This is a genomic window from Fulvivirga sp. AWR4_260 (assembly GCF_056158185.1).
This window is the reverse complement of record NZ_JBSWSU010000015.1, coordinates 715,659-741,490: the sequence shown is the minus strand read 5'-3', so window position 1 is coordinate 741,490 and position 25,832 is coordinate 715,659. Positions and strand designations below refer to the sequence as shown.

Sequence of the window (25,832 nt, the reverse complement as noted above, 5' to 3'; positions counted from 1 at the left end):
ATTAATTACAGTCTAGACATTTCCATTCTACAATGCCACTACCAGAACCAAAGCGTTGCATAGTATATTTCTCTACATCAATTAAGAAACCTGTTTCGCTGCTATTTTGAGTACAACAGCCATTACAGTCAGAGTCTGCACACATATCATAAACTACTGCATCAATTTGCAAGTTACCTTGTCTTAAGCGCAATGTTTTTAGAGCATATTGATCAGCATCTTTAGAGTGTACTGCTATAATATTATGTGTTTCCACCCAAGTCTCAGGCTGCTGGCCATTAACAAAAGCGAAGTATCCAGCCCAAGTACATCCATTATAGTATTTACACTCATCACTATCAGGGTCTGGGTAAGAAGTATAATTAGTTAAATTAGCTACTCTCCACTCTCCACTATCATCAGTGTCGTCATCAGTATCATCATTGCTATCATCGTCTGATGTGTGATTGATTACTGCAAACTTCTCCCATCCGCCAATAGAAGTACGTGTACAAGTCATTGCTTGCTCACCATTTTCTGAGCTAAGGTAAAAACCATTATTACCTCTGAAAGAAACAGTACCATCAGCATTTTCTACTAATGCAAATCTCTCCCAGTCATCAACAGCAGTTCTATTACAAGTTATCGGCTGCTCACCATTTTCTGATGATACATATTTACCCATACTTCTCAATGCCACTAAACCATTACCAGCATCTACAATAGTAAATTCCTCCCATTCTTGGGCTGCATCTCTATCACAGTGCATTACATCTTCACCGTTTTCTGAAGACACATAAGCACCGTTACTACCTACAAAACTAACTACATCATTTACTGCCACCCTAGCCTTTACTAAGCTAGCATTGTTAGCAGCATCAAGACTAACAGAAGTGTCGGGTCCCACTTCTTTCTCATTACTAGTACATGATAAAATGGCCATTGTGCTCGCACACATAAATGCCACCATTTTTAGGGGTTTAAAGTTGTAAAACATAAATGTTGGTTTAAATTGAATAATTAATTGGTAAAATCACTACGTGATTATTAGATAAAGAACGTCATAATTTAAGAAACTATCTAAATGAAATCGATAATTTGCACATTAACGCCCTTCAATGTGTATGATTGTGCACCTAATTATCGTAAAAAATTGCTATCCTTCCGGTTGTAAAATAGTGTCTCTATTCGAGGCCATTTGCAACCAATTTTAACGCAGCAGCGCTCTTGTACACATTGACTACTAAGCGACTAAACCGTTAATCTATTTTGCATCCTTATAAACAATTCATAATTTAAAATAACATTCAAGTTAATAAACTATGCTACTAAAAACCCTCAGCAAAAAAATCTCTTTACTGATATTATTTTACATATCATTTATGCCACTATCGGCACAGTTATTTTTACACACACAGGGACACGACATTGTAAATGAAAAAGGAGACAAAATATTCCTAAAAGGCGTAGGCCTTGGAAACTGGATGCTTCCTGAAGGCTACATGTGGAAATTCGGCAAAAATGGCGATCGCCCTCGTAGGATCGAACATCTGATTAGTGAAATGATTGGAGAAGATGCTGCCAACCAATTCTGGAAAGCTTATAGAGCCAATTATATTACTGAGGCTGATATTGCCAGAATAAGTGAGTTGGGGTACAATTCAGTAAGGCCAGCATTAAATTCGAGATTATTTGTAACTGAAGGCAAAAAAAATAAATTTATTGACGAGGGATTTCTTTTGCTAGATAATCTAATTAGCTGGTGCAAAAAATATAACATTTATGTAATAATAGACTTACATGGTGCTCCTGGTGGTCAAACAGGCCAAAACATTGATGATAGCCCTCAAGATATTCCTGAGCTATTTTCTGAAGCTAAAAATCAGAAGTTAACCATAAAGCTTTGGGAAAAAATAGCTGAAAGGTATAAAAACGAACCTACCGTGGCAGCTTACGATTTACTCAACGAACCATTACCAGAAAACACAGGAGCTGCGAACCAATACAAAGAAGATTTAGTGCCTTTATATGAAAAACTGATCAAAGCTATTAGAAAAATAGACACCAAACATATGATTACAGTTGAGGGCTATAACTGGGCTAACAACTGGTCTCTTTTTGATGAGCCTTTGGACAGTAACATCTTTTACCAGTTTCATTATTACTGCTGGGACAAACCCGATTACCTTAAGGATGTTAATTACTACCTAGAAAAACAAAAAGAGTTAAATGTACCTATATGGGTAGGTGAAACTGGAGAAAAAGGAAATGCTATATATTTTGGAACGGCTCAATATTTTGAAGCTAATAATATAGGCTGGTCTTTTTGGCCATGGAAAAAAATGGATACAAAAAACACACCTTACTCTATACTACCCCCAAACGGTTGGGATAAGGTAGCAGCTTACTCCAGAGGAGAAGGCAAGCCAACCAAAGAAGAGGCTATAAGAATCTTCAAAGAGCTAGAGGAAAATATTAAACTTGAAAACTGCATATATTACCCTGATGTAGTAAATGCAATGATGTGCCGTGTACCATTAAAAATTGAAGCTGAAAATTATGCACAAGATGGAATAAACAACTCTTATTATGTAAAAAATGCTGCTTTTAAATCTAACAATTACCGTACTTTAGAGGCTGTTTCGGTAGAAGTAATTGAAAACGACAACACTCAAAGAACCTCCACCCAAGGCATAAATTTATCCGCCACAGAATGGACCAAATACCAAGTAAACAGCGACCTAAACTCAGCTTATAATTTAAGCTTACACGCAAAAGCATTGAGTGAAGAAGCTACCATTCTGATAGAAGTAAATGGCAAAGCAGAAAGTATCACCATTAAAAATAAAGACCTAAATAATTACATTTTATCGACATACATTTTCAATAAAGGAGAAAATGAAATTAAATTAGCTATAATAAAAGGCCAGGCACTTATAGACTGGATCAATGTATATTAATTAAAACAAACCTTAAATAAATGAGAAAAGCGATTTTGGGATTAGCAGCATGTTCGTGCTTAGCATGGGCTTGCCAAACAAACACAGAACAGCATAAAGAAGAAAAAGCTCCTGTGGCTAAAGAAACCCCACAAAAAGAAGAGGCGCAAAAAGAATATAATATAGAAAGTGGTGTAGTTTATGTTACTGCCGAAGGGACTGACAGCCGTCTTACCAAAAGCGAAAACATTAGCTTCACTACATTTAAACAGCCAAAAGAAACTCAACCTAGCATATTTATTGATCCTAAACACACATTTCAAACATTTGTGGGGATAGGAGCAGCTTTTACTGATGCTGCGGCAGAAACTTTCGCCAAACTTCCTGAAGCTAAGCAGCAAGAACTGCTTACAGCCTATTTTGATGAAGATAAAGGTATTAATTATACCTTTTCAAGAACGCACATTGCCAGCTGTGATTTCTCTTCAGCAAGCTATGATTATGTTGATGAAAACGACTCTTCGTTAAATTCATTTACTATAGAGCACGACAAGCAGTATAGAATTCCTTTGATAAAAAAGGCCATTGAAGCGGCAGGTGGTAAACTAGACATGTTTGTAAGCCCTTGGAGTCCGCCTGCATGGATGAAAGACACTAACAATAGATTAAAGGGTGGTAAATTACTAGATAAATACAGACAATCATGGGCCAACCACTACGCTAAGTTTATTAAAGCATATGAAGCTGAAGGTATTCCTGTTTGGGGATTATCTGTTCAAAACGAGCCAATGGCTGTTCAAACTTGGGAGTCATGTATTTATACTGCTGAAGACGAGCGTGATTTCGTTAAAAACTTTTTAGGCCCAACTTTAGAAAAAGAAGGCTTGGGCGATAAGAAATTAATCATCTGGGATCATAACAGAGATTTAATCTACCAAAGAGCATCTACCACTTTAAATGATCCTGAAGCTGCTAAATATGTTTGGGGTGTAGGCTTTCACTGGTACGAAACATGGACTGGAAGCAAGATGCAATTCCAAAACTTAGAACTGGTACAAGAAGCATTTCCTGACAAACATTTAATTTTTACTGAAGGGTGTGTTGAAAAGTTTGATTACAACAAAACTGGTGAGTGGAGATTAGGAGAGCGCTATGCGCATTCTATGGTAAATGATTTTAACGCAGGTACTGTAGCCTGGACTGACTGGAATATTCTCCTTGACGAAAAAGGTGGACCTAACCATGTTGGAAACTTCTGTTTCGCTCCTATTCATGCTGATTTACCTAAAGGCGAGCTTATATACACTAATAGCTACTATTACATAGGTCATTTCTCTAAATTCTTAAAGCCAGGTGCTAAAAGAATTGTAAGCTCCTCTTCTAGAGATGTATTAGAAACTACCGCTTTTGTTAACCCAGACGGGCAAATTGTAGTAGTAGTGCTAAATACTACTGACGCTGAAATGTCTTACAAATTATGGTGCAATGGTAAAGCGGCTGACATGAAAAGCTTACCTCACTCTATTGCAACGGTACTTTTATAATAACAGCGTCCAATTAAAGACTATCTTATTATTACACAACATACAAGAGGCATCGTACGGTGCCTCTTTTTTTTACCCAACTACCTAAACCCTATATATAATGCTAAAAAAATTATCCTTTTTACCGTACTCTCTCTTCCTGTTATTCATAGTAGGAAACAAATCTCAGGCTCAGCTACCAAGAATATTAACCAATCAGGTAATCAACAATGCCAGCGCTCCTAAATCTGCCATACTAGAAACTTCGGAAAGTGTCTTCGCAGACAGCTTTTACATTGTTAAAGATGACAGTCTCAAAATTTATAGTAATGTCATTAATGCCAGTGAGCAAATACCAGATTGGAGTAAAAACTCCTACTACAGTACTCTTGATTTCTCCAATTTTCAGCAAGAAGGTCGTTTCAAAATAAAAATCAGTTCACAAGACACTACCATTTTTTCGTACCCAATCACGATTCAACCCAACGGATTAGCCAAAACAACATTACCTGCTATTTTAAATTTCTTTAAAAACCAAAGGGCAGACTCGCCCGAAGAGCTAGAAGCTGACAGCCACATCAAGCTTTTTAACAGCGAAAAAACGGTAGATCTACGTGGCGGCTGGTGCGATGCCAGTGGCGATGTAAGTAAGTACTTCTCGCACTTAGCCTATACTAATTTTATGGTTCCACAGCAAATACCGTTGGTTACATGGTCGCTGACCAACACTATTGACAAGCGCAGTGAATTACTGTCAGAGTTAAACATATACGATGACTTTATTGATGAGGCATTATATGGCGCTGACTATATCATGCGATCGTTATCAGCAGAAGGCTACTTTTACATGACAGTATTTAGCTACTTCAAACAAGATCCAAATGAAAGGCGAGTGGTAGGCTTATTAGCCGACAGCAAAACTACTGCGGACTACCAATGTGCCTGGCGAGAAGGTGCAGGTATGGCCATAGCTGCTTTAGCGCGTGTTTCTAGGTTAAAAAGAGAAAGAGAATATACTTATCAGCAGTATTTAATGGCGGCAGAACGAGCATTTGCTCATGCCCAAGCTAACAGCACCAAATATGCTGATGATGGAAAAGATAATATTATAGATGACTACTGTGCATTATTGGCAGCCACAGAACTGTGGATGGCTACAGGCAAAAACACTTATCGTGATGCAGCACGTGTACGCTCACAAAACCTAACCCGTAGACTTACACCTACAGGCTATTTTATAGCAGACGACAACAACAGGCCTTTCTGGCATGCTTCTGATGCAGGCCTCCCCTTGCTGGCTCTAGTCAGATACCTTGAAATGGAACCTGAACAACCGTATCGTTCACAGGCCCTATCCACTTTAAAAATCGCTATTGACTATCAAATTAAAATAAACACAGAAGTGCCCAACCCATTTGGCTACCCAAGACAAACTATCGCTCCATATAATGAGACTTACAATAGCTTTTTTATCCCTCATAAAAACGAAAGCGGGTGGTGGTGGCAAGGTGAAGATGCACGTCTAGGCTCTTTGGCTACAGCCATTATAGAAGGCAATAAACTAGTATCTCCCAACGCCAGCAATCAACAAGCCTATAAAATGATTGATTGGATACTAGGCGCCAACCCATATAATATGTGCATGATGTATGGCTACGGAAAAAACAATGTCCCTTATATGAAATCAATGTACGGTCATGGTACCGAAAAAGGAGGAATTTCTAATGGCATTACCGCTAAAGATGAAGATGGCTCTGGCTTAGACTTCAAAACACAAGACAATGGCAATGAATGGAGATGGAGTGAACAATGGATACCTCATTCGGCATGGTTCCTTCAGGCCATTACCGCCATGTCATACTAAGTAATCAATTACCCAACTATAATTTTTATTTTATGAAACAATTTATCGTACCCCTAACGATAGTATTGATGTTACTGTCATGCTTGCAAATTTACTCTCAAGGTCACATCAAAGCTTTGGTACTTACTGAGAGAGGAGGCCAACACGAAGGCTTTGTAACAGAAGCCCTAAAATGGCTAAACAATTATTCTCAATCTCATGATTTTAAATATAATGTAATCAACAATACAGCGCCTATTACAGCTGATTATCTTAAACAATATAATTTATTCATCCAATTAAACTATCCGCCTTACACCTGGAGCAGTATTGCAGAAGCAGCTTTTATAGATTATATCGAAAACGGCAAAGGCGGCTGGATAGGCTTTCACCACGCTACTTTGCTAGGTGAATTTGATGGTTACCCTATGTGGAATTGGTTTTCAGAATTCATGGGAGGCATTAGATTCAAAAATTACATAGCGGCAAAAGCTACAGGCACTGTACATATTGAAGATAACGGTCACCCTATTACTTCGGGGCTCCCACATGAATTTGACCTACCTGATGATGAATGGTATACCTTCAATAAAAGCCCCCGACCAAATGTACATGTTTTGGCTAATGTAGATGAAGAGAGCTATGATCCACCATCTGACATTAAGATGGGTGCTCACCCTGTGGCATGGATCAACGAAACAAAAAAAGCTAGAAATGTATATTTCCTCTTTGGCCATGATGCAAAACTATTCACCACAGAAGAGTTTAAAGTAATTTTCTCCAATGCCATTAAATGGGCATCAGAGAAAGGTTAGAACCGAGCGTAAGGTATTTTTAAGAGGGGGTTTACCTCCTTTTAATTCATAACATCAATTAAATTATCAGTAGGCTCAAAAAAACTATCTTCAGGCACTACAAATTGAATATCACTCAATTTGGCCTCTCCTAGCTGATCAGCAAATGTGTTATTTGAGCTATCCCAATTATAAAATTTCCAGTTAGTTGATATTGGTATACCATCTACATTCTCATAATCAAAATATCGGATAGCATGTGGATCTTTCTCGGCTTCTTCAAGTGTTTTACCGCTAGTTACAATATAGGTCAACCCTCCTAAAAGATGGTTTTCAGGATTAGAATATACCAAGTACCAATCATCCGGTGCGTCACCTATCTCTCCTTTAAACGATAATCGACCTTTATCAAACTTCTCTCCGCTCATTTCAACCGCATCTTGCATTTGCCACACAGTACCTTCATCACTCATTTTATAAGGAAAAAGAAAGAAATATGCCCAAGTGTAAGCATCAAACCTTACACCTTTAAGGTTATCCTTTAAAGCAGGAGAACAGTAAACTTTATTGCCATTAAAAATCACCACATTGCCATTACTATAATCAATTCTACCTTCCCCTGAATGAGTTAGGAGCGTTATCTTACCTAGCAACCTTTGTTTACCTCCAAAAATTAAATCGAAATCAAACTGCACAGCCTTTTTCTCTAAAAATGCAGATTTCATATGTGCGTTCTCCATATGCTCCACCATAGTAGGCTCGGAGCAAGATATTGCTGTTAACAACAAGAAAAGGTAAACCGCTACGTATTTTGATAACTTCATGTGGAATATTATTAATGATTAAACAATACTAGCAAAATTAATTTTGTTACTACGCCCAAGAGTTACTAAAGATGTCATTTGTCTGCTACACTACATTTATAATTCTAAAATAAATCCTAAGAGTATTTAGTATTTTCATAATACAGGGAAAACCCTGAGATAAATTTTAAAAAAGCCACCTATTTTACAATCATAAATCAACAAGCCTTATGAGATTACGAGTTACTTTCGCATTACCGAAGGAGGATGGCAGCATTTTAAGAGATTCTAGAGATTTTGTATACTCATGCCTACCTGAAAAAAAAGAAGTTTTTGATTGGGAAACTAGCCTAAAATTTGATCTAGCACTCTCAGGAGGAGCAAACATTGACAACCTTGTAATACTTTCTGTACAATATAAGTAACACAAAGCTGATAGTCTATATTACTCAAAGGTTACTGACTGATTAATTCGAGATTATATTGCTTTAGAGTTACTAAATGATGCGAAATAATTACTAAATTAAAAGTAATAGTTATCATTTCATCATTTCAAGTTTTGAAAAGGCTGCAGCGTTGCAGCCTTTTATTTTCTATAGCCGATTTATTCTAAAACAAAAAAAGCTGCCCTATCAGGCAGCTTAATATTTCTTATTGCAGGTTTTACCGACTATACAAACAGTTTGTAAATATCATTAGCAAATATGAATACCATAAGTAACAGTAAGAAAGCCATCCCCACCTTTTGGGCATTTTCTAGCACTTTGTCTGAAGGTTTTCTTCCTGAAATCATTTCATAAGTTAAGAACATTACATGACCACCATCTAAAGCAGGTATTGGTAATAAATTCATAAATGCTAATACCATAGACAATAAACCTGTCATACTCCAGAACCTCTCCCATTGCCAGTCGCCACCGTAAGCTTTTGCAATACCAATTGGCCCTGTTAAAGATTTACGTACCGAAAGGTCTCCACTAAACATCTTACCGAAAGCTTTTATCTGTAAAAACACTATTCCGAAAGCCTTTTTGGTTCCTTTAGTCATAGATTCGCCTAAGCTATAATCAACTTGATCTCCGTAAAGATCTAAAGGACTCATAAAGCTAATTCCGATAATGGTATCATTCTTAAAGTATTCTTTATACGCTATAGGTTCTCCTCCTCTTGAAATTTTGAACCTCAGGCTATCTCCTTTGTAAGAGGTTACTAAGTCATGAACCTCTTCCCTTGTAGCTACCGGAGTACCATCTACTTCTAATATTTTGTCACCTTTTTCTAGTCCTATGCGAGAAGCTAAAGATCCATCTTGCACCTCATTAACTAAAGGTGGTACGTTTGGCAATATAAATTGAGCCTGTGACTCCTTAGTATTCATCTTATCAATGAAGTTATCAGGTACAGGAAGTTTTACCTCTTCACCATTTCTCAGCACCGTATAGTAAGAGCCAGATCCCATGAACACATTAGGATTGAGTACTTCTGAAAAATCATCAACTTCATGCCCATTGATTTTTACGATTTTATCGCCATCCTGAAATCCTAATTCCTCTCCTAACTCAAGAGCAGTAATACCTCCACCCTTTTCATTAACAGCGTTATTAGAAATGTAAAGCTCACCATAAGTATAAGTAAGGCATATAAAAATGATTACTCCAGTAATAACATTTACTATAATACCTCCAAGCATTACAATTAAACGCTGCCAAGCAGGCTTAGCCCTGAACTCATATGGCTTAGGCTCTTCTTTCATAGCCTCTACATCCATAGACTCATCTATCATTCCTGATATTTTCACAAATCCACCCAAGGGAATTGCACTTAAAGCATATTCGGTTTCTCCATATTTAAAACTGAATAGCTTTGGAGGAAAACCAATTGAGAACTGCTCTACTCTCATTCCAAATAACTTAGCAGCCAACAAATGGCCCATTTCATGCAGCCCTACTAAAATTGATAAGCTCAGAATAATCTGAGCAGTCATTACTAATCCTTCCATTTATTTTATTAATTCTAAAGCTTTTATTCTAGTCTCCTTATCTGTATTTACATAATCCTCAAAACAAGGACTGCTAATAAACGAAATTTTCTCCATACATTTCTCTACTATGTCTGACATTTGTAGAAAACCAATATTGTCTTTTAAAAATTCCGAAACGGCAATTTCATTTGCAGCATTCATAATACATGGCATATTACCTCCCTTTTCTATAGCCTGAAATGCTAATGCTAGATTACGAAAAGTCTGCATGTCGGGTTGCTCAAAGGTGAGCTCCGGATAATCCATAAAGTTAAACCTAGGGAAATTTGACTTAATTCTATCGGGATAAGTCATAGCAAACTGTATTGGCAATTTCATATCTGGCAATCCCATTTGCGCTTTCATAGAACCATCTTCAAACTGCACTAGTGAGTGCACAATAGACTGAGGATGTACAATTACCTCTATTTTTTCGGTAGGCAACCCAAAAAGCCACTTGGCTTCAATTACCTCTAAGCCTTTATTCATTAAAGAAGCAGAGTCAATAGTGACCTTAGCTCCCATATCCCAGTTGGGGTGCTTTAAAGCTTGAGCCTTAGTAACCGTTTCTAAGTAAGCACGATCTCTACCTCTAAATGGCCCGCCAGAAGCTGTTAAAATAATTTTCTCAATAGGATTATGAAACTCCCCCACCATACACTGAAATATGGCCGAATGTTCTGAGTCTACAGGATAGATATTTATGCCTTTTTCAGCAGCCATCTTAGTAATTAATTCACCAGCAACTACTAATGTCTCCTTATTGGCAAGTGCAATGTTTTTACCCGCTTCTATAGCTCTAATAGTTGGTTTTACTCCACTGTATCCTACAAGGGCTGTTAAAACCAAGTGAATACTGTCCATATCAACTACAGAGGCAAGTGCATTTTCACCTGCATAAACTTTGACATCTAAAGGATCCAATGCATCAAAAACTTGCTGATAATAATCATCATTAGCAATGACCACCGCATTCGGCTTAAACTTCTGTGCTTGAGTCACTAACAATTCCCAATTATTTTGCGCTGTAAGCACTTCGGCCTGAAACTTATCAGGGTTAGCCTCAATTACTTCTAAAGCTTGAGTTCCTATAGAACCTGTAGAGCCAAGAATGGCTATATTTTTCTTTGTAGACAATTTAATCGATTTTTATACCAAGCATTAATTTCAAGCAAATTTACTCCTACATCACAGCAGCGTATCATTGCTTATATTCAATTAATGCATCAGCTATTTTCCTATCGTTAGATAAACGAGGCACTTTATTTTGCCCTCCAAGTTTACCTTGAGATTTCATATATTCTATAAATGAATTTCTTTTTAATGATATTACTTCCAGGTTTTTAAGGATGTTTCCACTCAAAAGATCATCATAATAAGTATTTAATTTTTGCAATTGCAAATTTAACTCTTTTTCAAAGGCTGCCAAATCAGCCGGCTGATTAGAAAACTCAACAAACCACTCATGCAATGGCAATCCTTCTTTAGGCGTAACCTGCGGAGCCACTGTAAACTCTACTATTTCAGTTTCAGGATATTTCTCTAAGGTAAATTTCATGGCCTTTTCTACTTCCTCTCCAATTACATGCTCTCCAAATGCAGAAATAAAATGCTTAATTCTTCCGGTAACCAAAATTCTATGAGGGTTTTTAGATACAAACTTCACCGTATCTCCAATATTATACCCCCAGAGCCCTGCGTTACTACTCAAAATAATAGCGTAGTTCACGCCTAGTTCCACTTCATCTATAGTAAGGCGAGTAGGGTTATCATTAAAAAATTCTTCAACGGGTATAAACTCAAAAAATATTCCTGAATGCGCCAATAACAATAGGCCTTCTTCATACTGGCTATCCTGATATGCAATAAAACCCTCAGAAGCAGGATATGTTTCAATGGATGGTACTGACTTTCCTATTGATTCAAATAACTTATTACGATACGGCTCAAAATTCACCCCACCATAAATGAACATATCGAAATTTGGAAAAACATCTTTTATAGGCTTACCCGTACGCTCTTGAATGCGATTAAAATACATTTGTACCCAAGGCGGTATACCTGAAATAAGACTCATATCTTTATCTATAGTCTCATCTATAATCTTTTCAAGCTTCTCTTCCCAGTCTTCGATACAGTTAGTTTCGTATGAAGGCATTTGGTTAGTTCTTAAATAGCCCGGTACGTGATGATTTACTATGCCGGACAATCTACCTGTATTAATGCCAGCCTTTTGACTTAAAACAGGACTCCCTGAAAGAAATATGAGTTTACCGTCTAGAAATTTAGCTTTCCCCGTTTCTGCTACATAACTTAAGATGGCATTTCTAGCACTATTAATATGATTAGGAATGGAGTCTTTAGTAATAGGAATGTACTTAGTACCTGATGTAGTGCCGGAAGTTTTAGCAAAATACTCTGGTTTTCCTGGCCACAATATGTCCGCTCCACCATCAAGTATTTGTTTTACATATGGAGATAATTGTTCATAATCCCTAACAGGCACTTGCTTTTTAAAATCATCGTATGTTTTAATATCCTTAAAGCCATGATCTTTACCAAAAACAGTATTTGAAGCTTTAGAAATAAGCTCTTCAAACACTAACTTCTGATATTTACCTGGCTGTTGAGACCATTTCTTCTGCTCTTTTACTACGTAACTTGCAAAAGGCTTACTTAAAACCGATCGTATTCCCATCTCACAAATATAAGCAACTAATAGACTTCCACTATGTGTATTAGGCGTGCATATTTTATCATTTTTAACATTTATTAACAGAGAAAGTATAAAACTTCAATTGAATTGTAACGTTCTTTATACCTGCACAATTTTTGTATTTTAAACCCTAAATCAGAATTATGCGAAAGACCTTATATATTATTTTATTGAGCTTTACTGCGGGTATTGGTGGCGCCTATACCTTTGATTTATTAAAAACCAGCCTCATTGAACAGCCAGAGGCTTCTATTGATTATAGTAATGTAGTCTTCGCCAGCAACAGCTCGAGGCCACAACACACCAATTATTCGACTAATAGTAGCGCTATAGCTGACATGAGCACCGATTTTGTGTCTGCATCAGAAATTAGCACCCAAAGTGTAGTATATATAAAAAACATAACAGAAAGAGCTTATGGCCGCACTTATCTCGATTGGTTTTTTGATAGATCACCAGGCACACAAACACAAATTAGTAGTGGTTCTGGAGTGATCTTCACCAACGATGGTTATATTGTAACCAACAACCACGTGGTTCAAAATGCTGATGAGCTAGAAGTGGTTTATAATAAAAATGTTTATGCTGCCAAGCTTATTGGCACCGACCCTTCTACAGACTTAGCAGTATTAAAAATAGATGCTAAAAATCTCCCCTCAATACCCGTGGGCAACTCTAAAAACCTAAAAGTTGGTGAGTGGGTGATCGCTGTAGGAAACCCCTTCAACCTTACCTCCACTGTTACTGCCGGCATTGTAAGTGCAAAAGGTAGAGAAATAAACATACTACAAGGTAAATTTCCCATTGAATCATTTATACAAACTGACGCAGCTATTAACCCAGGTAATAGTGGTGGAGCATTAGTGAATAAAAACGGGCAACTGGTAGGCATTAATACAGCCATACTTTCTATGACGGGCTCTTATGCAGGTTATGGTTTTGCTGTACCTGTAGATATTGTTAAAAAAATAGTAGGCGATTTAATAGAATATGGAGAAGTGCAAAAAGCTTTCTTTGGAGGTGAAGTCACTGACTTTAACGCCACTGTAGCCAAGAAAATGGATATTCCGTTTGAGCCCAATAATGGTTTCAATGGGGTTTTACTAAGCTATGTACAAGAAGATGGAGCTGCCGCAAAAACAGGTTTACAAGAGGGGGACATTATTACGGCTATTGATGCTATACCTGTAAATAGCAGAAGCCAGTTCGAAGAAGAGCTGAGCTATCACTCGCCAGGCGAAAAAATTACGCTTACCTACAAAAGAGGCTCAAAGACTAAGTCGGCCCCAATAGTTTTAACCAACAGAGAAGGCACTACAAGTATACTTAAGCGTGAAATTTACACCAGTGAATCGTTAGGCGCTAAATTCGAGTCTGTACCTAAAGTGGAAAGAGATCTCATAGGTCTGGATTATGGAGTTAAAGTATTTAACATCCAAAATGGGTTAATTAAAAGAATAGGTATATCTGAAGATTTCATCATAACAGACATCAACAGGGTAGCCATAAAAGATCCTGAAAAGCTGGTAGATATATTAGAGAAAATTAGAGGCCGCGTAATTATTGAAGGTGTGAACCGACAAGGCCGAGAAGGATATTATTCTTTCTATCTGAGATAAATAAAAGGGTGTATCGATATATAATTAGATACACCCTTTTCCCCTTTTATAGATTAGAAAGACCTATCCAAACCCTGACTCCGGTTTTCATTTTATCTATATCATCATAACCGGTGGCAAAATCTACCCGCATCACTTTAAAGATATTTTCGACTCCGAAGTATAGCTCGGTATATTCTCTATCACCAGCTTTTAACAGGTTAACACCCCCCAAGGCTTGGAACTTCATCTTTCTTAATAACGGTAATTTATTTAACAAAAAGCCATTGAAGTGATGCTCATAGTGACCTTCCCAATAGGTGCTAGTGGTACTCTTGCTATAATAATCTAGAATATGAAAGGCATTTAATGGCGAACGATCTCGTCCGTAATACTCTTGCTTATTTAAAAATATAGTTTCATTACCTAAAAAGTGTTTGTAATCCAAAAACGGCACTGTAGACTTATTGAAGAACCCTCCAAAAGTGACATCATAAGATGACACCCCCAAAAGCCCTAAATCCAGATTATCACCTATAACTATATTGGCAAAATCAAAGTCTACATCACTACCTAAAGCTGATATACCTTTTTTATAGTTTAATGTAAACGTTGGGTATTTAGAACCATATATCACCTTCCGGTCTGGTCGGGTAGCATACTTTTGTTTAATACTGAAACGAGCCTGCGCATTAAATATTAAAGCCTGATGCTCTGAAAAAAGTGGCTCATCAGAATATGGAGACAATGGATTATTAGAAGTATACATTCTATCTTCCTTTTCCGAAACAAAGGCATAGTCTGAGTGATTAACCATAGGCTTTCGGTTTTCATACCCTAACTGCCCCGTTAGCAAAACACCGTTGGTCACCTCCTTCTGATAGCCAGCTTCAAAAAACTGTTTCTGGTAAAGCTTCATGTAGTTATCTCTACCCAAAAGTGAATATGTAGCATTTACAATAGGAGAAATAGGTTCTAAGTTATTAATCTGAGCCACAGTTTGACCTCCGGAGAAGGAAATCCGCTCCATTGTCATTTTATTCAGCGTTTTATCAAAAGCACCCGTAGCATTAAAAACTTGATTAGCAAAGCCATATCTGAGCGTACCACTGAGGTTATAACTTTTCTTATCGAAAGTCCACCATTCTCCTTTATATCTCCTCCACTTGAAATTAGCCACCAATCCTTCAACAGTGTTGAACTGCAACATGTCTAACAAACCCGAGAAATTATAAAACGTACTTTTATATCTATTGCGTATGGTTACACCCGTAAGAAGCTCACTCCACTTCACCTTGTTCCTCTCTCTATCTAAGGAGTCTAGATACTCTTTAGATTGATGCAACTTTTCTGTACTATCGCTTTTATAATAGTATTTGATCTCTTCATCAGTGAGTACCACAGGCCTATGTTCTACCCAGTAAGATGAGTCCATTTTATTGGCATTTTTTTCTATTTTGAAAATCTCATTATTAAAGAGGTTTTTAGGAAAATCCGGATTTACCTCATAGTTTTTATAACTTATAATATTATTAGTAGAGCCTGCAAAACCGAAGATTTTAATTTTAGAATAAGTTTTAAGCAACAATGGCATCCACAAGTCATCTTCTATTTTGACATAATCCTGCTCTATATGTAGTGTGTCATAAAATTCAATCTGTCTATTGGTCAGTATCATATCCACACCTACCACATTCCAAGTATCTTCAGCTATGTAAATATTACCAGCAAACACCGGATCATTTCTCCGTCTGGGTATTACCTCTATCTTATTAACTTTACTTCCTTGCTTTTCTATTTCACCCAGATATTTGTACTTATAAAACATAGGACCATTGGCCGCAATTGGACTCACAATTCCTCTGGCCGCCAAATCACCAATATCTATAAGGTTTTGATAATAGTTGAAATCAATCTGCCCTGCCTGATTCCAGCTATAGCCCTGACTCCAACCACCCACTTTAGAGGAAATCATCACCTCCTTTACTTCATCAGGTTGTTTTTTATACAATTCTGAGATGGATTCGCTTAGATACATGAGCCCGAGGTCTGTACTATCTGGCAAATCCTCTTTTGGTAGGAAGGCCGGGAGCTTTTCAGGAATTTCATCCAGCCTATCAAAAGACTTCATATATACATCAGCAGAAAAGCCATCTACCGCTTTAAGGTAGTCCTTTCGTTTGGCCATTGCTTTTTTTATGATCTCATAACCAGCATCCTCATAACTATCATTCACCACTATATCTTTTAACATAATAGCATCTGACGACAATTTAACATCGAGGTCTACATCACCTTTTACAGTGATATCTTTAATAGTATTCGTGTAGGCCACATGACTAAATACAATCTGATAATCACCACTTCTTAAGTCCAGGGCATACTCACCATTTGTATTTGTGGTAGTACCTGTTGTAGATCCTTTAATGAAAACATTTACAAAGGGCATAGGCTCGCCTTCAGGATCAGTAACCGTACCACGGATAGTCCCATAACCCGCATCTACGCCAACAGCATTAAGCATAAACGATTGCTCAAATGCCTTCTGTTTCAACCAGTTGTATCTACCAGAAGTCAGTCCATGCCCTGCGTTCATGGCAGTTTTTAAATAAAGCCTGTTGTCATCAGTTTTTGTAGCCCGAAGCTTTGCCACATATTTAGCAGGCTCCCAATAAGCTACATTGAGATCATTATAGCCACCTTGCACCAGCATCATAGGGTAATCCTGAGCCTTGATGTTGTCATAAGGGGAGTATGACATCATATAATCAAAGTATCCTTTTTCATTTGGATTACCCCACTCGTTATACTCAAAGGTGGTAAGTGGAATAGTTTCATCTAACATGGTATTGACCACATCCACAAAGGGGACATTTACAATGGCTGCATGAAATAATTCCGGGCGCATATTCAACACTGCCCCCATCAGTAAGCCTCCAGCGCTAGTGCCAGAAATGACCAACTTGCTAGTATCAGTATAACCTTCATTAATCAGGAACTCAGCACATGCAATAAAATCGGTAAATGTGTTTTTCTTATTGTATAATTTACCTGCTTCATACCAATCATGGCCATACTCTCCACCACCTCTTACATGAGCAGTGGCTAAAACAAAACCTCGCTCCAACATGCCGACCTTAGCCAAACTGAAAGCAGGAAAATTTGAAATACCATAAGAACCATAGCCCGTTAGCCAAACTGGATTTTCGCCATTCAACTTTAAACCTTTCTTATATATTAAAGAAATTGGGATGTCAGTTCCATCAGCAGCGGCAGCAAAAACACGGGCTGTAGTATAATTACCAGCATCATAACCAGGCACTTCCCATTCTTTATAAATGGTTTTCTCTTTGGTACTCAGGTTATACTTATACATTATTGTGGGCTGCTTTTGCGATGAATAGTTGTACATCAAGATATCAGGACCATACTCCAGCTCAATTCCTCCTGAAACAAAATATGAAGGATCCGGAAACTCCAGCCTATAGTTCTCTTGTGTTTTACGGTTAATCACCATAATGGAAGGAAGCCCATCAACCAGCTGATTCACTACCATAAAATCTGGTGAAAGAGAAAAGCCAGTTAAAGGAATAGTATCATTAACAGGGAAGAAGGACTTCCAATTTTCTTCAGAAACCTGTTTTTCTGGCGTACGGACAATATCATAATTTTTATTTGGGAAATTTTTTATTACGTAGAAAGATTCTTCGCCCGGAAAATGATCAATAGAATATTTTTGATCATTTCTTCGCTCTCTGAAAAGCTTTAACTGCGAACCTGGATTATCAGCTTCCATATACCTAACCTCTGAAGATAATGTCACTGAAGAGATGATTACAATATATTTTTTAGAGGTGGTTTTACCTACAGTCAGACTAAATGTTTTATCTTTTTCCTCAAAAAGTACTTTATCATTTTTGACGTCATCTCCCCGCCTGTGTGTGAGTAATACATAGTCTCTATTAGTGGTATCCTTTTTTGTATAGACTATGGTTTTGCTATCATTAAACCAAACCATAGAGCCTACCCGATGAAGCTCATCATTAATCACTTCTCCGGTATTAAGATCTTTAAAATAAACACTGGTCTTATGTCCTCCTGTATAATCTACTTGGTAAGCAAGCCATTGATGATCTGGACTGACAGAGGTAGTTACATTGATATACCCCATTCCTTCGGCCAGCTTATTGATATCCAGCAGCACTTCCTCCTCCTCTGCATCCATGCTTCCTTTTTTCCTACAGTAGATAGTATAATCTTTACCCTTTTCAAACCTGCTGTAATAGAAGTAATCACCCTTTTTGGTTGGAGCTGAGAGATCATCCTCTTGCAGACGATCTTTCATTTCTTCAAAGAGCTTTTCTCTGATCCAATCTCCACTTTTGGTCATACGCTGAACATAACCGTTTTCTGCAGAGAGGTAATTAATCACCTCATAATCTCCCTTTTTCCGAAGCCAATAGTAATTATCTTTTAAGGTATCTCCATGAATAATAGTAAGATGCTCCTCTTTTTTAGCCACTGGTGGCTCTATACTTTGTGCAAAAGAAGAAAAGCAAAATACTGTAAGAAAAACAATTAATACAAGTCGCAAAACAGACATCATTTTATGCTTATTTAAATATACCCTTTCACTTATAAATGAAATAACACAGAATTTATTGCAACATCATCATAGTTTAATATCAAAAACAACTTCAATCTTGATCATAGTAAATGTTAATAAACTAGAAATCAATGATGTGGATATAAAAGCATGATCTAAATAATATTATTGAATTTTTAGTTCGGTTCCTTAATAAGGATATTATCTTTGCAGCCTTCATGAAATTAAAATTCAATAATTATGAAAACCTGGTTTTCCTGTAAAGTAAAGTATGGAAGAGAAACGGATGAAGGCTCATTAAAGCAGGTTACCGATGCGTACCTGATGGATGCTGTTTCGTATACTGACGCTGAAACACGTGTTCACGATTTAATAGGCCGCGAATTGCCCGGAGAGTTTGCTGTGACTAACATTAGCAAAACGAACATTGCCGAGGTAGTCAATTATGAAGATTCAGAGACCTGGTTTAAAAGCAAAGTATCTTACAGTGCCCTTGATGCTGACAGCGAGAAGGAGAAAAAAATTAACACTTACCTGTTGGTGTCTGCTGACAATATAAAAGAAGCTTACGAAAGGATAGAAAAGCACTTTGATAGCATGCTAGTACCTTATGAAATACCTAGCATCACTTTAACCAATTTTGTAGAGGTATTCCCTTACAACGCTGATGACATACCTTCAAACCTTAAGCCTGTTAGCCAAATTGAAGGATTTCAATACGATGACGAGGAGGAATATGAGGAAGATGGCAACGACTTAATTGACAAAAACACTGGTGAAGTAATAGGAGCTGTTAATAAAGGGACTGAAGAAAACGAAGAAGAGGTAGAAGCTGAACTTGGCAAAGGTGAGTACTTAGACATGGATGAAGATGAGTCTGAAGAGGACGAAGCTCCAGAAGAGGAAGAAGATGAGGAAATCACTTTAGAAGCAGCCGACTTAGACAGCGAAGACGTAGAAGATACATCTGAATTAACAGAGGAGGAAGAGGAAAATGAGGAAGACGTAAATGAAGAGGAGGATGTTAATGAAGAGGATGCTGAGGAAGAAGATGAAGAAACAGACGGTGAAGAGGATGATGTAAATGAGGAAGAATACGAAGAAAGCGAAGAAGAGGTAGACGAAGAGGAAAGTGACGAGACAGAAGAGGAAACAGACGAAGATGAAGAATTAGAAAATGAAGAATCGGAGGAAGAGGAAGAGACGGAAACCGATGATGATGAAGATGATGAAAAGACAAACGCTTAAATATAAAGGAGGCCAAATGGCCTCCTTTTTTTTATTTAGTACCTCTAATTTATGCCCGCATATACACTTCTATCGATACCATTTCAATACTTCCGCCTGCAGAATATATAGGTAAATCATACCCATTTGCTCCATCAAATTCATATGTACCCATCGTACCACTATCATTGTGCAGCATCAAGTAAATCACATCACCGGCCTGCAGATTAGCTTCTTTTTTAATGCTAATTGTAACCTCAGTTTCCTCACCTGCTTGCACCATTGCTGGAATTGATATTATTGCTGGAACCACCGGGCCTGTCATATCTTCATTTTGAGCATGCGCCACTAACCATCCCGACTTGTTCATAGTTACTGTAGCAGTTACTGTATACATCTCATCAGCAAAACCCACCAGTTGATTTGAAGCCATAACCATACCGCTAGCAACACTAACTTCTATTGGAGACATTACAGGAGCTCCGTTATCATCTACTATTGGAGCATCTAATCCATTACTCCCATCAAACTCGTATTCTCCTATAGTTCCATCATCCGTATGAAGCATTATCCATAAGTTATCTCCATCTTCCACACCTGCATCTTCATTAAGCATAATTTCAACATCTTGGGTTGTGCCTGCCTCTACCTGAACTGGTTTAGATATAATAGCTGGCACCATCGGACCATCATCTTCGGCATTAGCAGCATGTACTACTACCCATCCTTTTTTATTAACCGTAATAGAACTTACGGTAATCATATTGCCTGACATTACCATTTGGTCTTCGGCTGTAAAGCTACCGGTCTTTTCTTCTGGCGTTACCATTCCACTGTCATCATCATCATCGCTACAAGAAGCCATAAAAAGACCTACGAATAATATTGCCATTACTTTTAGTGCGTTCATTTTCATATAATTGGTTTTTAAATTTAAACTTCATTGCTGAAGCATTTTTTAATATTTACGAACCGAAACATGTCATTGGATTTTAAATTTGACTTTCCAGATCTTATTCACTGAATTGCAAGTTGTAATCCAGCACTTAAAAAAACAGAAAACACCAGTTTAAAGAGAGATAGCACAACGGGTCAAAAAACATCCGAGCAGTGCATGCCACAGTATTTCTCAAAGTGTTGAGTATGTTTTACAGAAACATGTATTTTTAAAATGAAATACACCTAAAGCAGAATTGTAGATGTTAAAAATCAACAAAGTACATCATATAGCCATTATTGCTTCTGACTATGAGCGGTCTAAAGAATTTTACACTTCAGTATTGGGATTAACCCCCGGAAAAGAGATTTACAGAGAAGAAAGAGATTCGTATAAATTAGAGCTACATTTGAATGGGAGCTACATCATAGAGCTGTTCTCTTTCCCTTCTCCTCCTGCCAGAGTATCTCGCCCAGAAGCCACAGGCCTGCGACATTTAGCCTTCGAAGTAGATAACGTAGATGCAAGCATTACCCTACTGCGTAAGTTGAAATTAAAGGTAGAGGATGCTCGTATTGATGAAGATACACAGAAGAAATTCACTTTTCTTTTCGACCCAGATAACTTACCTATAGAATTGTATGAGGTATAAGCCTAAAAAGAATAAGAAACCCCAAGGCCAATATTTTTCACCTTATTAGTGACATCATTCAGTTGTGTTACTGGAGTACTGGCAGCCTTTGTATACAACATGTCAGCACCTTTACCTGTACTTCTTTTTTGGTATGAAAAAGCTGCAAAAACCGACCAATTTTCAGTTAACAATCGGTGCACTCCAATACCTGCCATAGCATCATAACCTTTAGCTTTATGAGAATAACTTACAGGATGCATATAGTCATCTCTCAAATTCCAGTTACCATTAGCATGATAGTTAAGCTGACTATACTTAAATGATAACTCAAACTGCCAATCAGAATACACATATTCTACATTAACAGAACCAAACAAGCCTTCCCACTTGGTTTCATAGGTACTTTTTAGCGTTTCTAAGCCATTTGTTATCTCATTATCTTGCAAGTAAAAATCTTGCCGGATATAAGCAAGACCTACCTGAGGGATAATAGAAAATTTATTACTTTGAAATAAATAGCCTACAGCTGGGTTCAAATCCAACACAAATCCTCTTCCTGCATCTACAGTTAAATCATAAACCATACTTTGACGGTCATCAGCCTCATAATCTCTATCGGTAACCTCGCCAGAATATATCCCCTGCCATGATGCATTTGTACTAATCAAAAAATTACGATATATAGGCACTTGCACATTTACTTTTGCGCCTGCCGCATGTAGGCTCTTCCAAGATAATTCTGAAAGAATATTGGGGGAAGTGTCCATACCATTTGCCGCTATAGACCACTCAAAATCCTGAGCAGAATAAAGTCCTACTAACTGAACCTTAATATCATTTTTAGACTGAGCAAAAAGATGGCATGAAGACAAAAATATGCTAACGCAAATAAGAAGATAACGAGCCAAGATACAAGCTATTTGATTACAGCTTAATGTTAAATTATAAATATCAAATTACAAAGACATATACTGTATTACAACGTATTTTCCTTTTCAACTAATTGATTGATAACACTATCCCCTAACATTTTCACCTTTTTCACAGAAGTATTTATCTCATCAAATTTTTCCTTTTCCACAATATCAATACCTTCATCTAGGGCATCCGCCAAATGAGTGGTAGAAAAAAGTTCAAATGAGGGCTTCATTTTATGCCTTAAGGCCTTTAACTGATCAGCATCTTTATCATTAATAAAACCTTCATACTCTTCGTTGAACTTCACTAGTTCATTTTTAAATGAGATAATTAGATTCTTAAAAAAGCTGTTATCTCCATCAGACAATTGCTTGATTAGAGCATAATCCAGCATATCTTGAGTTGCAGCATCATTATCTTCTGGCTGTTCTTGGCTTTGCTCTTTTGAGTCTACCTGCCTATGTGCGGTAACCTGCACTATTTTATTGTATAGCTCCTGAGGGTTTATAGGTTTAGTTAAAAAATCGGTCATTCCTACCTCCTGAACCTTATTTTTGATATCAGTAGTAGCATCAGCAGTAAGAGCCACTATTGGCAAACTGTCAAAACTAGTATTTTTTCTTATTTCCTTGGTGGCCTCATATCCATCCATCACGGGCATTTGCAAATCCATTAATATCAAATCATACGAAGCGTTATGCACCTTATCTACAGCCTCTTGCCCATTTTCGGCTATATCTACACTAATATTCCAGTTATCTAAAAACTTACAAGCTACGATCTGATTCACCTTATTATCCTCAACCAAAAGCACCTGTATGCCAGCCGTTTCATGATCCCCCTCCTCGTATTTAACCTTATTATTAATCTCCTGCATATTTTTAACTTTATCGAAAGTAATCTCAAACTTAAATTCAGATCCTTTTCCGGGTTCGCTTTTTAACAATATGTCACTTCCAAATAATTCTAGCAGCTTTTTGGTTATTGCAAGCCCTAATCCTGTACCTCCAAATTTTCTTGTAGTCTCTTTCCCTGCCTGATTAAACCGTTCGAATATTGTTTTGTGATATTCTTTAGGTATACCTATACCCGTATCTTTAACAGAGAAATATATGGTTACAGACTCCATATCTTCTTTCACCAACTGTACCGTGAGCCTTACCATACCTTTAGTGGTAAATTTCACTGCGTTACCTATTAAGTTAGTAAGTATTTGGCTTAAACGGGTAGGATCACCCATTAAATATTCGGGTATATCGGTATCAAAAATAAATGACAACCTTAAATATTTCTCTTGAGATTTAAATTCAAAAGATTTACGAATGTTATATGCAAGCTCTCTTAAATTAAAAGCAGTATTTTCTAGATTAATTTTACCAGCAGTAATTTTATTAAAATCAAGAATATCGTTGATGAGCACTAAAAGATTTTCTGCGGAAAACTGCAATGTTCTTAGGTTTTCTTCCTGATGCGGCAGTTTTTCCTCTTGTAACAGTAAGTGAGTCATACCTATAACCGCATTCATAGGCGTTCTTATTTCATGGCTCATCGTTGACAAAAACTCCTCTTTGGCAATAGACGCCTCCTCTGCAGCCTCTTTAGCCATTCTCAGCTCCTCTTTGGCTTGTTTCTCTAGCGTTATATCTTCTGTGAGCATAATAATACCGCCTATCTCACCAGACATGGCATACCATGGCCTTACCTCCCATTTTAGCCATTGCACACTACCATCTAACCGATCAAACCTATCTTCCTCAGCTTTACACAACTCACCTTTTAATGCTCGTTGATGAATTTCTTTCCAACCACCAGTTATTTCAGGAAATATTTCGTAATGCCCCTTACCTATGATCTCTACGCCTTCAAGATTATACGTTTTATACCAAGTTTCACTGGCAGCAATGTAGCTAATATCTTTATCAAACATGGCTATTGCCGCAGGTGCAGCATCCACAAATGCTATTAATTGCTCATCCTTTTGCTGGTCCTTACTAACATCTTGAAATACACCATAAATTTTTGTAGCTACTCCATTTACCTTCACCACTCTACCTATAGTTCTCACATATTTAAGGTTCCCCTTACTGGTTTTTATAGTAAGTTTCAAATCCCAGCTTTCTCCCGTTTTTACGCTCTCTTCTATAGTTTTAGAAATAACAGCAAGAGACTCTACTGTATAAAAATGTACTGCAGCATCAAAAGTAGGCTTAAAGCTTTGAGGCACCTCATGTATGGCCTTGGTCTCCTCGGACCAAAACACTTCATTGGCTAACAAATCTACCTCCCAATGCCCTATACTCGCCATTTTTTGCGCCTGAGACAGTAATTCGGAACTTTTGCGCATTTCAAAGTCACTAGCCCGCCTTTCTGAAATATCTACACCAATGATAATACCCCCTACAATATTGCCAGTTTGATTATATAAGGGCTGCCCTTTAATGCTGATAAATGCCCCTACATTAGCAACAGCATTGTGTACATAGATTTCTTGCTCTTCTATTAAATTACCGCCTAAAATCTTCCATTTAGGGTGTCTTTTCTCCGGTATTAATGTTTCTTTATCGCTATAATACAACCTAACATTCTCCTTAATATTATTGATTGAAGCCATGTTGATCATGTCCTTTCCTGCCTCATTCATATATACCAGAGTGCCGGCTGCATTGTACACCACCACAGACTCTGTCATCGTATTCAGTATCACCTGAATAAAATCATCTTCATTTTGAGAAAGTGAAACATCCATGGTATGAGAAGAAGAAAAAAGCCTGCTCTTGTCTAAAACAGATCGAGTGAAAAAGGCATCTTCTTCCAATGGGTAGATAAGCAGTAGTATTTGACCATGCTCATCCGCTTCATTTCTATGAACTTTGAGCTTTACCTTACAGGGTATGGTATTGATCCAAAGTGTTTTGGTATATGAAGGCAGCGATTTGGTGCATTCAGAAAAAACTATTTTAAATGTCTCTATTTCTTCTGGAGGAAGATAATCCCAGAAAAAAGTATCAATAGCAGAATGCTTTTCAATACCAACAATAGAAGCGAGCTTAGCATTGCAATAAACTATCTTGCCCTCATTATCTAACTGCGCAATGCCCTCATCCAGAGACTCTATTAAAACAGCAAAGTCAGGTGTAAGTTCCGATTTCATCAGTAACAATATATTAAATACTATCTTAAGAATAAAGCAATGTAAGATTTAAGTAAAGAATGAATATTTTATCCTTTTCACAGATACGGATTTATTCATCGGAAAGTCCCTGCCATTCATCCATATATTTTCCCTAAAAACGGT

At 37.3% G+C, this 25,832-nt stretch carries 17 protein-coding genes; 8 read left to right on the top strand and 9 right to left on the bottom strand.

Annotated features, from left to right (window positions below):
- Window position 1 precedes the first annotated feature (1 nt).
- Window positions 2-949 carry a hypothetical protein gene (locus ACXACQ_RS09655; RefSeq protein ID WP_474975733.1) on the bottom strand — a complete coding sequence of 316 codons (948 nt, stop codon included), beginning with the start codon at window positions 947-949 and terminating at the stop codon, window positions 2-4.
- Window positions 950-1,361: 412 nt separating this feature from the next.
- On the opposite strand from ACXACQ_RS09655, the gene ACXACQ_RS09650 reads away from it, so the two are divergent.
- The 4 genes from ACXACQ_RS09650 (at window position 1,362) to ACXACQ_RS09635 (ending at window position 7,099) form a co-directional block, all read left to right on the top strand.
- On the top strand, window positions 1,362-2,939 hold the full coding sequence (locus ACXACQ_RS09650; RefSeq protein WP_474975732.1) for a cellulase family glycosylhydrolase: 1,578 nt from the start codon (window positions 1,362-1,364) through the stop codon (window positions 2,937-2,939).
- Window positions 2,940-2,959: 20 nt separating this feature from the next.
- The gene (locus tag ACXACQ_RS09645; protein ID WP_474975731.1) at window positions 2,960-4,462 is read left to right on the top strand and encodes a glycoside hydrolase family 30 protein; all 1,503 of its coding nucleotides are present in this window, start codon (window positions 2,960-2,962) and stop codon (window positions 4,460-4,462) included.
- A gap of 100 nt (window positions 4,463-4,562) precedes the next feature.
- A complete protein-coding gene (locus ACXACQ_RS09640; protein WP_474975730.1) occupies window positions 4,563-6,305 on the top strand; it encodes a glycoside hydrolase family 9 protein in 1,743 nt (580 codons plus the stop codon).
- A gap of 32 nt (window positions 6,306-6,337) precedes the next feature.
- A complete protein-coding gene (locus ACXACQ_RS09635) occupies window positions 6,338-7,099 on the top strand; it encodes a ThuA domain-containing protein (RefSeq protein ID WP_474975729.1) in 762 nt (253 codons plus the stop codon).
- A gap of 41 nt (window positions 7,100-7,140) precedes the next feature.
- Here ACXACQ_RS09635 and ACXACQ_RS09630 read toward each other — a convergent pair whose 3' ends face one another.
- Entirely contained in the window at window positions 7,141-7,902 is a 762-nt protein-coding gene (locus tag ACXACQ_RS09630; RefSeq protein WP_474975728.1) for a hypothetical protein, read from the bottom strand.
- Window positions 7,903-8,111: 209 nt separating this feature from the next.
- On the opposite strand from ACXACQ_RS09630, the gene ACXACQ_RS09625 reads away from it, so the two are divergent.
- A complete protein-coding gene (locus ACXACQ_RS09625) occupies window positions 8,112-8,306 on the top strand; it encodes a hypothetical protein (protein WP_474975727.1) in 195 nt (64 codons plus the stop codon).
- A gap of 245 nt (window positions 8,307-8,551) precedes the next feature.
- On the opposite strand, the gene rseP is transcribed toward ACXACQ_RS09625, so the two are convergent.
- The 3 genes from rseP to ACXACQ_RS09610 all read right to left on the bottom strand — a co-directional run bounded on the left by rseP (window position 8,552) and on the right by ACXACQ_RS09610 (window position 12,599).
- Entirely contained in the window at window positions 8,552-9,880 is a 1,329-nt protein-coding gene (gene rseP / locus ACXACQ_RS09620) for an RIP metalloprotease RseP (RefSeq protein ID WP_474975726.1), read from the bottom strand.
- Window positions 9,881-11,038 (bottom strand): 1-deoxy-D-xylulose-5-phosphate reductoisomerase, encoded by a 1,158-nt coding sequence (locus ACXACQ_RS09615; RefSeq protein ID WP_474975725.1) that lies wholly within the window; start codon window positions 11,036-11,038, stop codon window positions 9,881-9,883.
- 64 nt (window positions 11,039-11,102) lie between these two features.
- Window positions 11,103-12,599, bottom strand: coding sequence for a GH3 auxin-responsive promoter family protein (locus tag ACXACQ_RS09610; protein ID WP_474975724.1), 1,497 nt, complete (start codon window positions 12,597-12,599; stop codon window positions 11,103-11,105).
- Between the two features lie 161 nt (window positions 12,600-12,760).
- On the opposite strand from ACXACQ_RS09610, the gene ACXACQ_RS09605 reads away from it, so the two are divergent.
- Window positions 12,761-14,236, top strand: coding sequence for a S1C family serine protease (locus ACXACQ_RS09605; RefSeq protein ID WP_474975723.1), 1,476 nt, complete (start codon window positions 12,761-12,763; stop codon window positions 14,234-14,236).
- A 46-nt stretch (window positions 14,237-14,282) separates the two neighbouring features.
- Here the strand turns inward: ACXACQ_RS09605 and ACXACQ_RS09600 are convergent, their stop codons facing one another.
- Window positions 14,283-18,821 carry a DUF5686 family protein gene (locus tag ACXACQ_RS09600; RefSeq protein WP_474975722.1) on the bottom strand — a complete coding sequence of 1,513 codons (4,539 nt, stop codon included), beginning with the start codon at window positions 18,819-18,821 and terminating at the stop codon, window positions 14,283-14,285.
- Window positions 18,822-19,061: 240 nt separating this feature from the next.
- On the opposite strand from ACXACQ_RS09600, the gene ACXACQ_RS09595 reads away from it, so the two are divergent.
- Window positions 19,062-20,069 carry a DUF4494 domain-containing protein gene (locus tag ACXACQ_RS09595; protein WP_474975721.1) on the top strand — a complete coding sequence of 336 codons (1,008 nt, stop codon included), beginning with the start codon at window positions 19,062-19,064 and terminating at the stop codon, window positions 20,067-20,069.
- Window positions 20,070-20,118: 49 nt separating this feature from the next.
- Here ACXACQ_RS09595 and ACXACQ_RS09590 read toward each other — a convergent pair whose 3' ends face one another.
- Window positions 20,119-20,964: a DUF7282 domain-containing protein gene (locus ACXACQ_RS09590; protein WP_474975720.1), complete on the bottom strand. Its 846-nt coding sequence runs from the start codon at window positions 20,962-20,964 to the stop codon at window positions 20,119-20,121.
- 283 nt (window positions 20,965-21,247) lie between these two features.
- On the opposite strand from ACXACQ_RS09590, the gene gloA2 reads away from it, so the two are divergent.
- Window positions 21,248-21,637 (top strand): SMU1112c/YaeR family gloxylase I-like metalloprotein, encoded by a 390-nt coding sequence (gene gloA2 / locus ACXACQ_RS09585; protein WP_474975719.1) that lies wholly within the window; start codon window positions 21,248-21,250, stop codon window positions 21,635-21,637.
- Between the two features lie 2 nt (window positions 21,638-21,639).
- On the opposite strand, the gene ACXACQ_RS09580 is transcribed toward gloA2, so the two are convergent.
- On the bottom strand, window positions 21,640-22,527 hold the full coding sequence (locus ACXACQ_RS09580; RefSeq protein ID WP_474975718.1) for an omptin family outer membrane protease: 888 nt from the start codon (window positions 22,525-22,527) through the stop codon (window positions 21,640-21,642).
- 68 nt (window positions 22,528-22,595) lie between these two features.
- On the bottom strand, window positions 22,596-25,688 hold the full coding sequence (locus ACXACQ_RS09575; RefSeq protein WP_474975717.1) for an ATP-binding protein: 3,093 nt from the start codon (window positions 25,686-25,688) through the stop codon (window positions 22,596-22,598).
- Window positions 25,689-25,832 lie beyond the last annotated feature (144 nt).